The organism is Chitinophaga sp., assembly GCF_036566945.1.
Lineage (GTDB): Bacteria > Bacteroidota > Bacteroidia > Chitinophagales > Chitinophagaceae > Chitinophaga.
The window spans coordinates 1-8545 of the sequence record NZ_DATCVJ010000528.1; the positions used below are offsets into that span (position 1 = coordinate 1).

Below are 8545 nucleotides of genomic sequence, written 5' to 3' on the forward strand. Positions count from 1 at the left end.
GGTAATGGTGATATAGATGCAGGCACGAAGTCGCGGATCGCCAGGTAACAACAGGGAGAAATAGCTTGTAAAATAAAGTAATAATCCTGCCAGCACATAAACGCAGACACTGCTGAATTTTACTGTTTCATCTTTCCTGCCTTGCGCCCCTAGTAGCGTTATGCCTAAGAATCCGAGCGCAATTAATTTTGATTTTAAAAAATAAGAGAATAGTCCGGTTTTAGCAATATTTGCCAGCAGCCGGTCCGTGATATCTGATGTTAGCTGCCAGTCGTGGAATGCAGTATAGCAGTAATAATAAAAGTGCATGACTAAAATAGTCAGGCTTATCAATCTGGTAAGGTCCAGAATCTTACGAAGACCCTGTTCGTTTTCTCCGGTACGCATAACTCACTTCCTCCATTTCTCTCTCAGCACGTACGCTGGTTAATGTTTAATTGTTTATGGACGGGCGTTTCCGTCTTTTTTTCTTATTGTTCTGCTCCGGTCCCTGGAAATTATATTCCGGCCCGATAAGCTGTTCGATGATCTTTCCTCCGGCTCCATTTTCAGTCTGAATACTCAGGTTTGGTTGTGGACCTGTTTGTAGCCCAATCGGATCAGTCACGATTGGTATTGCCTGGAAAGAAGCTGTGTCCTGGTGATGGCGGACCGATGAAGTCAGCGAAGGCTTGTTTGCTTTTTGGCTAAGTGCAGCCGCACTGTATCCTTTGCCCAGGGAGCTACCATTGTGAACCGTTTTAGAGGTGTGATCCACGAAGGTGATACCATACAATCTGCCATCCTGATTTACCCTGCGAACAGAGGAAATACCTTCTTTCTCCAGAGATCTGAATAAGTCTGCCAGTGAAGCCCCCGGCTTTTGCTGAAAGTGCCAGTCTATCAACGTTTTTATACGTTTACCATGCGGCTGTTTCAGAATATTTCCTTCCTGGAACTTTTTTTCCAGATAAGCCAATGTTGGCCTGAAGTAGATGGAGCTGGCCTTAATGGGTTTCCCGATCTTGTTGCCGTTTTCGTCCAATACCCGGTATAACAGACCGTTATTGCGGAATACGCGGGAGTTATCCTTACAAGGATCAGCATACACGTTACACAACCCAAGTATAGCATTCAGTTCGGTAAGTGAGCTGTACTTATAGGTATCTACAACGTTAGCCAGCACATTGCTGATGCCGCGTTTGGTTTCACTTTTGCCGTATAACACTTTTTCAAGGTGAAGCGTGGGTATAAAAAATTGCTTTTCTTCCGGATGGTCGGCCGCCTTTGCCAGTCCATATTCAATTTCAATATCCCTCCTGGCTGGATCAGACTTATCCCTGCCCATATTGTGTGTAGGGATTCGCTTGCCTGTTTCCTGAATCAAATTAGTAACGATATGGATATGCGGCAGTACTGTATCTGAATGCCGATATAGCAAGTATGGTTGATTGCCCATACCTATTCTTTTCATATAATCGTTTCCGATATTACTCATCAAGTCATCGTTTAAATTATCGGTAGGATGAAAATTGAGGATAATGTGGATGGCATTCTTACTGGTGCGGGTATTGAGTTCATTTAAATCGGTAAAGCGACTGAGTTTATCGTAAAAACTAAGATGTTCCTTCTCCTGTAAGAAGTTGCCAGCATAGAGTAGCGCCGCTGTTCCTGCCTGTACCTTCTGCTCATTATAATTCAGCATTTTGCCGATGTTGGCTGTGGGTTTACCTATTTCTGCATACATTGGCCGTAAATTTTTTCCAGTTGAAGTAGGATGCTCTTTGTGAATTCAAGTAGTTGCTGCTGACGTAAGTCGTTGGATAAAATCCAGGTGAGCATTTCTGGTATGTCCTTCACAGTATGTAATTTTTTCACAGCCTGGTTATAGTTGTTCCCTATAGCCGTCATCTCGTTTTTTATCGCAATCAGGGCTGACAATATTTCATCTGCTGATTGATTACGGTACTTCATTACCACCGGCTTTTTTAACAATACCTGTCTTGCATACTGGCTCAGATTACGGCAGGTAGTCTGCTGATATTGATTATATATGGTATCATATTCCGCAGGTTTGGTGCGGATACTTATCCATTTCTTTGGTGTCTTCTCCATATAGGTAATTTTTAGTCTTGAAAAATCCGGCGAGTTCCGAGCCGGATTAGCACTATACCCCGCCGACTTTGGAGGCAGGGCGAGATCCCGTTGTGCAACAACGGTACATCTCGCCGGGTGCGGGTACCGGCACCCTGATCTGTCTTCCTGAATGAAATTCAGGGTTGATAAAACCTCGTCTTTGATCTTTGGATATATTGAGGTGTCCTATATCGTCACAAATAAAATCTGGTATTTCAGGAACCGACGCACAGGAGTAAATGAGAAAGGGGGGCGTCCTGGAATATGCAGTAACAAGCTATATCGCGGATTCATGGCTTAGGTATGTAAAAGCTGCTAATCTGTCAGCCTGTAGCCTACTATGCCTGCTTAGTTTGGAGGCTACCAAGTTTGTTCTTATCATCTCTTTCCCGTTTTTCGGATGCACAAAATCATTATCAGAACAAAGCTAACGTTGCACGCTTTATGAAATACCACCTGTGCAGATTCAATACAGGCTTGCAATACAGTTAATATTTACATTTGCTTTCAGTAACCAAATATGCAATGTGATGAATGAAAATGTGAATACTTTCTTACAGGCCTTAGATGCCGGATATGAGCCACGGGAATATTTATATGAGGCTCACTATCTACCCATAGGCGATGTATGCGCGTTGCTGGATTTTAAAATCTGGACAAAGAATGCAGCTGGTATAACCTGCTTTTTAAGCGAAAATGATACTGGGAAAAAATTCAGGTTAACTGTATTCCGAAGGAAAGACAATCATGAGTACAAACTTGATGATGGCATAGTAGATTTTAGGAATTGCCCTGTCGGTACGCTATATCATTTAGTGACAGAAAAAAATGGAAGTGGGAATATAATGTTGCGTAGGGCTACAATAGCGAGTAGTTAGTTGCTAGTACGTATAAGTAGTGAGCTATTGGCTTCCGGAGATATTAATGGTTTTTCGTAGTTACAGTTGTAGATAAGGTGTTCCGGGCATTCCTGCCCGGATTTTTTTTTGTACGGAAGTCATCTTTTAAAATATGTCACAACGGCCTGCCCTTCGGGACAGGCCGTTAATTTCTTATTTACAGGAAGCACGATAACTTCATGCTTCCTGTAACGTAATAGTGAATTTTATAAAAATCCCTGATCTTTAATATTTTTAAGCCATAAATTGGCCAAATTACAAATATCATTTTGCCACTTGGGATGGTAACGGGTAACAGTGAAGTCTTCAATTATTACGCACTCTTTGTATAGTCCCATAGTGTCCTGTTGTATTAGCTGGGGATAAATGCCGATAAGTTGCCAATCGTCCGGCTGCTCACGATTATCTACGACTATGAAGCAGATTTCGGGATCTCGCATCAGATCCCCATTTTGTACAAAAGAGTGAGAGAGGCTATAAACGGTGCCAGCTCCCCATGGTGTTTTAATGCCGGAATAAAGTTTTTCAAATGATAACGGCATATATGGCTCATGATATATTTTAAAATGGTTACGGCTTCCCAGTGTCAGTAAAATTTGACAGAAAACCTGTGTGCTATATTGATTTAACTTTTTCATATGAAAATTGCCTCCCTTGTTTTCCGGCGAGGCACCCGGTTTTAAAGGTTATTTTCTTTCAATCTGCCAGCGTTTTCCTGCGTTGTTTCTTTTAATGGTTTCTGATCCGTATTTATCGCGGATTTCTTCCAGTGTCATTTTGCTCCCTCGGTTAGCTTTGTAGTCATCTGTACGGAAGTACCAGGCAACTTTTTTTGAGGCAAAGAAAAAACCGGCTTCTTTTAAAGCTCCTTTTACTAGCCTGGTTTCACCTGTAACCCAGATCCAGTGTCCTACCAGTTCTATGATGACGCCAGGGAGATGGATAATTTTCTCCAGGGCTTCTCTGTATTCTTCCGACATTTTCATTTGCTGGTCTGTTTCTTCCGCAGACAGATTAGCCCCTTTGAGCAGCTGCGCACATGCAAAAGCGTATTCATTATTTATTTTCTGCATGGTGGCGGTATCACCTCCCAGATCCGGGTGGTTTTCTTTGGCTAATTTTTTATAGCGGGCTTTTACTTCGTCCAATGTTTTACAATCAAAAAAGTATTGCATATGCTATGCACCTGGTTTATACTGCCAGTGCAGGCAGGGGTTAAGGTTAGAGGTTACCCAACAGGGTTAATTGCTGTGGATTTACACGGTTTACGTAACTGCTATGGCTGTACTTTTTCACCAAAAACCAAACAGTTATATCTTCATTTAAAAGAATAGCCCATGCAGAAAAAAGGGCCTTTGAACGGCTAACGTGCCGTTGGCGCTGGATTTGCCATGATAGCCGCATTAAGCGGGAAAGATGATTGTGTGTCATAGTCGCTAAATTTTACGGTTAGAAAATCTGTAATGCTCGGCTCCCTGCCTTGCTATTTTCCCGTAGCGACCAGCAGATTGGGCATGGAAGGAAGGAGAAAGTTTGAGGAAAAAAAATACGACCGCAGTCGATTGAAGAAGACATCATGAACGTGGTGGAGATTATTTTTTCTCAACCGAAGGCCAGACGCAGCACAGCGGAGGCGCAGACTTTCGTATGAGCTGACAGGCACAATATCTTTCGGAGAGGAAGAATGCTTTAGTATAGAGTATCTTCAAAAAAGAAAGCTGATATGAATTGGTGGATTTTAAACGGAGCGTCGCAACGGTGGCTATATGTAGAGATAAATGCCGGCGAAAAAAGGGAATTGCCTTTAAGAGTACACTCCAGTATTGGAATGTTATTAATTAATATAGCTGCAAATCAGCTCTTTCATATTGACTATCAATTTCCTGCAATGGGCTGTTACTTATCTTGTATAGAAACGCCATGATTTTATATCGCAGTTTTTTGTAAATTCAGAATACACAGTATCCGTTGTTGTAGCCATAATTATTAAATCCCTTTTATCCGCGATATTTCAATGGTACCTATTACCGGAATACAGATGGATGTTTAATAAGTCCTTTAGTTAACCAAATGTGATAATCATGCGTTGTACAGTAACCTCTGCCAGCGGTATACCTCTTAGCTATACAGAAGCTGTTTCGGAAAATTTAGCGCCATACCAGATAATATCCCAAAAGAATGCCACTGCCAGGTACCAGAATGGTGCATTATTATTTCAGTGCATATGGGAATGTAATGACTATGGAATATGGTATAACACATTCAGTTTTGACAAGGAAGATATTCTAATTAGTAGTTGTGATAGCCCCAAAATGATACTCCGGGTGGCACTGGATAATTTGTTGAATTTTGAACTGGAAAGGTTGGGTGATTTTCAACTTTTACCAGGCCAGTTTTTATTATTCTATCATCCTAATCCAAAAAGTATCTTCCGGTTTAGCGGAGGTGCTATTTATAGTATGCTGGATATAGCGATGCCTATTGAGTATCTGAATCATTTTATCACTTATTACCCGGTACTGAATGATTTTATGGATCGACTCAATGGGAATGATCCGGTAAGCCTTACAATATCCCCGGTGAATGCAACAGCGGTACTCCTGGATTGTATTGATAAACTACTCCATTGTAACTACATGGGCAGCCTACGGGGTATGTTTGCAGATGCCAGGATAATGGATATAATGACAGAGGTGTTTACAGTCGCTCACGGCAGTAACAGATCAGAAGTGTCTCTGACCCATGAAGAGCGGCAGCGGATCATAGCGGTAAAAGATTTGTTGAGTGAGAACCTTGATACCCATTATACCATAAAAGATTTATCCCGGATGGTATATATCAATGAGTATAAATTAAAAAAGGGCTTCCAGGTACTTACCGGCTCGTCGATTTTTGATTACCAGTTGAGTAGGCGGATTCAGGTAGCCCAGCAATGGCTGCGGGAAACGGATTTAAGTTTGGAGGAAATTGCCACTGCAACGGGATATCAGTACCTATCCAGTTTTATTGCAGCATTTAAGCAACGGGTGGGAATTACGCCAGCTGCTTATCGGAAAAATGGTGTTTTCTAAGATGCTCCCGATTGCGTTATTTTCTCTCCGTTTTGCCAAACGGCAGGACCTGTTTGCTTTGTAACTTAGAATCAGATCATACTTGAAAAACTTAGATCCTATGCAGAGAAAGTATTCTTTAGAGTGGTTTGATTTGCTGATTACCCAAACCCTGCCGGCAGTAAATAAATCCCCAGAAGCCCTGGACACGGCATTTGTAAAGCAGACTTTAGTTGTAGCAGCTGAGGAAAAGACGAAAGTACGGCTTGCCATGCTGGAAGATATGTTTAATACAAAGGATGAGATGAATATGCAGGTGCTGGTTAATCGCTATCAGGTGCTTTTAATTCATTTAATCGACCAAATCAGTAAAGCAGCAGAATCTGGCAGTGGTAACCGGTTATCGGTTTTCTTTTATAAGAGACTGCAACAATGCCTGGGCGGGCTATTGGATTTTATTGAGAATGATTTTCTAAAATATTTTGATCTGGACCAACGAGTGCCGGAGAGTTATCACGCAGTATGCCGGGAGTTAATTACCAGGGAGCTACCTTTACTGGAGAAGAAGTTATACGACTTTAAGCAAGATCCAGCTTTAGTAGAGCTTGTACTGGATAATTTACGTGCGTTTGCTTCTAACGAGCGAGTGCATTTACCTTACAGGATTTTTTTATATCTTAAAACGGCGTGGTTTGAGTTACGAAATTCTTCTTTGTATGACGCGCATTATGGTGGATTACCATTATTGGATGAACTTCTGCTACGTATAAATTACAACACACCTTTGTTTGCCAATTATTTTGTGCAACAGCTTGTAAGGAAGAAATTATCAAGTTTGGAAACTGCGGATGATAAAGTAAAGCTGCTTCACAACTATAAAAGAATGGTAAATGAAGTGGTAATACTAGCGCCTGGCCGTTTGATACCGGATCTTCCCAGTATTGATCAGCAAATTATTGATCAAATAAATGATGAAATACAGTTGCTACATCCTAATGCAGTGATGGTGGGTGACAATGGGACGGCGGGCGAGGATGAATATAAAGTCCAAACCAATTTATCGGTTCCTTTGCTGGCAGCGATTTTTAGAGTATTTAAAGAGATGGGGGCTATACAGAATAGCAATGTGAAAAAACTACTGGAATTTGTGGCTACCCACTATACCAGTCTGAAATCAGACCAGATCAGTTATACCCATCTGCATAGTAGTTACTATGATATTGATCCAAAGAACAAGCAAAGGCTTTATGATCTGCTGGTCCAGTTGGCGAATATTAGTAGGAAGATGTAGGGTTATGCTAACGATTCCTCTTCCAAAATGTTGTTTTTTCTGTCTGCCACCCTGGAATGGATAGTGCCTTTGTATCCGAGCCATTTTAATAGCAGGACATCAAAGTAGTAAAGTGCAAGTGACAAAGCCTGTGAATTAGTTTCATAGGTTAGTTGCTTGAACAGTGAGATATTATGAGGGTCTGAATGGGCTACGGTGTTACGTATGGTTGTGAGAACAGCTGCGCCATTGTTTTTAGTATGAGTTGTAGCAAAAGCCACTAAGTCTGTTAGATTAGCTGGGATCTTCTTATTGATCTGGTTTCTGCCAAAAATACTATTGAGTTTTCCTTCTGCAGAAGTGTTTCTGTTGAACTGATTGGAGGGCGAACCTTTTAGATAAAGGGACGCAATGGATTCCAGCGATGTCTGCGCAAGAATAATAGCCGATTCTATTTGTGGTGTAATAAGGGCTTCCAGATACCAATGGATGGATAGATCTAAAATGTGTCGTTCGTCCTCCTGCTTCCAAAGTTCTGCAAATCGTTGCCAGGCAACATTGAGCATTTCTTCATCTATCCGTCTGGGCATCCAGGATTCGGTCCCGCGGTACTTATGGATATCTGTTTCAATTGAATATTTTCTAAAGATAATTTTCTCTTCCTTGAAGCCATGAATAAATACAGGCTTTACTTTCAGACCATTGAAAAATGATATGAAAGCAGTGAAGGCTTCCAGTGTTTGACTGCACTGTTCAAAGCTAAATGTGCCATTCTTTTTACGGATCGTTCCTACTGTAGTAATCAGAAAACCGCCTTCATCCTTTAGCAGAGTAATGGATTCATGTACTGCTTTGTACTGGATTTCAATGATATAATCTTCATAGCGTAATTTCAGACTGTTACCATAATTTTTACTATTCCCGTCTACTGAAGCCTTGCCGGAAAAGGATCTAAAGTTTGTGAAATGAAACTTAATATAATCCAGCTGATCGCTTTCCTGTCCCATCAGGTAAGGGCCAAAACCATATCCCACCGCTTTATCGCCAGAGGTTCTTATCAGACTAAACTGAATAGGATTAGATATTAAATCATGGTTCAGGTGCAAATTTTTTGAAAACAGGTTCTGTGACGTTTTTAAATCGAGATGAAACTTTATACATGGAACTGGATGCCAGTGATAATTGCCGGTTCCTTCATGCTGATGACTATT

The 8545-nt window shown here is 41.2% G+C and carries 9 protein-coding genes; 3 read left to right on the plus strand and 6 right to left on the minus strand.

Translation table 11 applies throughout. The features are described from left to right. The 3 genes from VIP81_RS16085 to VIP81_RS16095 all read right to left on the minus strand — a co-directional run. Positions 1–387 (minus strand): YWFCY domain-containing protein (locus VIP81_RS16085; protein ID WP_331962815.1); only part of this gene is annotated, 387 nt, incomplete at its 3' end. Positions 388–433: 46 nt separating this feature from the next. Next, a complete protein-coding gene (locus tag VIP81_RS16090; protein ID WP_331962818.1) occupies positions 434–1726 on the minus strand; it encodes a relaxase/mobilization nuclease domain-containing protein in 1293 nt (430 codons plus the stop codon). Next, complete coding sequence (locus VIP81_RS16095) at positions 1711–2094, minus strand: plasmid mobilization protein (RefSeq protein ID WP_331962821.1); 384 nt, start codon at positions 2092–2094, stop codon at positions 1711–1713. The genes VIP81_RS16090 and VIP81_RS16095 overlap by 16 nt, the downstream gene beginning before the upstream one ends. 551 nt (positions 2095–2645) lie before the next feature. Here VIP81_RS16095 and VIP81_RS16100 point away from each other — a divergent pair. Next, the gene (locus VIP81_RS16100) at positions 2646–2993 is read left to right on the plus strand and encodes a hypothetical protein (RefSeq protein ID WP_331962824.1); all 348 of its coding nucleotides are present in this window, start codon (positions 2646–2648) and stop codon (positions 2991–2993) included. Between the two features lie 227 nt (positions 2994–3220). Here the strand turns inward: VIP81_RS16100 and VIP81_RS16105 are convergent, their stop codons facing one another. Next, entirely contained in the window at positions 3221–3652 is a 432-nt protein-coding gene (locus tag VIP81_RS16105) for a DUF6908 domain-containing protein (protein WP_331962827.1), read from the minus strand. A gap of 48 nt (positions 3653–3700) precedes the next feature. Further along, positions 3701–4189 (minus strand): hypothetical protein, encoded by a 489-nt coding sequence (locus VIP81_RS16110; RefSeq protein ID WP_331962830.1) that lies wholly within the window; start codon positions 4187–4189, stop codon positions 3701–3703. Positions 4190–5095: 906 nt separating this feature from the next. Here VIP81_RS16110 and VIP81_RS16115 point away from each other — a divergent pair. After that, positions 5096–6085 carry an AraC family transcriptional regulator gene (locus VIP81_RS16115; RefSeq protein WP_331962833.1) on the plus strand — a complete coding sequence of 330 codons (990 nt, stop codon included), beginning with the start codon at positions 5096–5098 and terminating at the stop codon, positions 6083–6085. A gap of 100 nt (positions 6086–6185) precedes the next feature. Next, on the plus strand, positions 6186–7355 hold the full coding sequence (locus VIP81_RS16120; protein WP_331962836.1) for a hypothetical protein: 1170 nt from the start codon (positions 6186–6188) through the stop codon (positions 7353–7355). A gap of 2 nt (positions 7356–7357) precedes the next feature. Here the strand turns inward: VIP81_RS16120 and VIP81_RS16125 are convergent. Further along, on the minus strand, positions 7358–8545 hold a 1188-nt coding region (locus tag VIP81_RS16125; RefSeq protein ID WP_331962839.1), incomplete at its 5' end, for a hypothetical protein.

Coding starts and splice junctions, on each gene's coding strand:
- VIP81_RS16090 (WP_331962818.1), bottom strand. CDS start 1,726: ATGTATGCAGAAATAGGTAAACCCACAGCCAACATCGGCAAAATGCTG.
- VIP81_RS16100 (WP_331962824.1), top strand. CDS start 2,646: ATGAATGAAAATGTGAATACTTTCTTACAGGCCTTAGATGCCGGATAT.
- VIP81_RS16115 (WP_331962833.1), top strand. CDS start 5,096: ATGCGTTGTACAGTAACCTCTGCCAGCGGTATACCTCTTAGCTATACA.
- VIP81_RS16120 (WP_331962836.1), top strand. CDS start 6,186: ATGCAGAGAAAGTATTCTTTAGAGTGGTTTGATTTGCTGATTACCCAA.
- VIP81_RS16110 (WP_331962830.1), bottom strand. CDS start 4,189: ATGCAATACTTTTTTGATTGTAAAACATTGGACGAAGTAAAAGCCCGC.
- VIP81_RS16095 (WP_331962821.1), bottom strand. CDS start 2,094: ATGGAGAAGACACCAAAGAAATGGATAAGTATCCGCACCAAACCTGCG.
- VIP81_RS16105 (WP_331962827.1), bottom strand. CDS start 3,652: ATGAAAAAGTTAAATCAATATAGCACACAGGTTTTCTGTCAAATTTTA.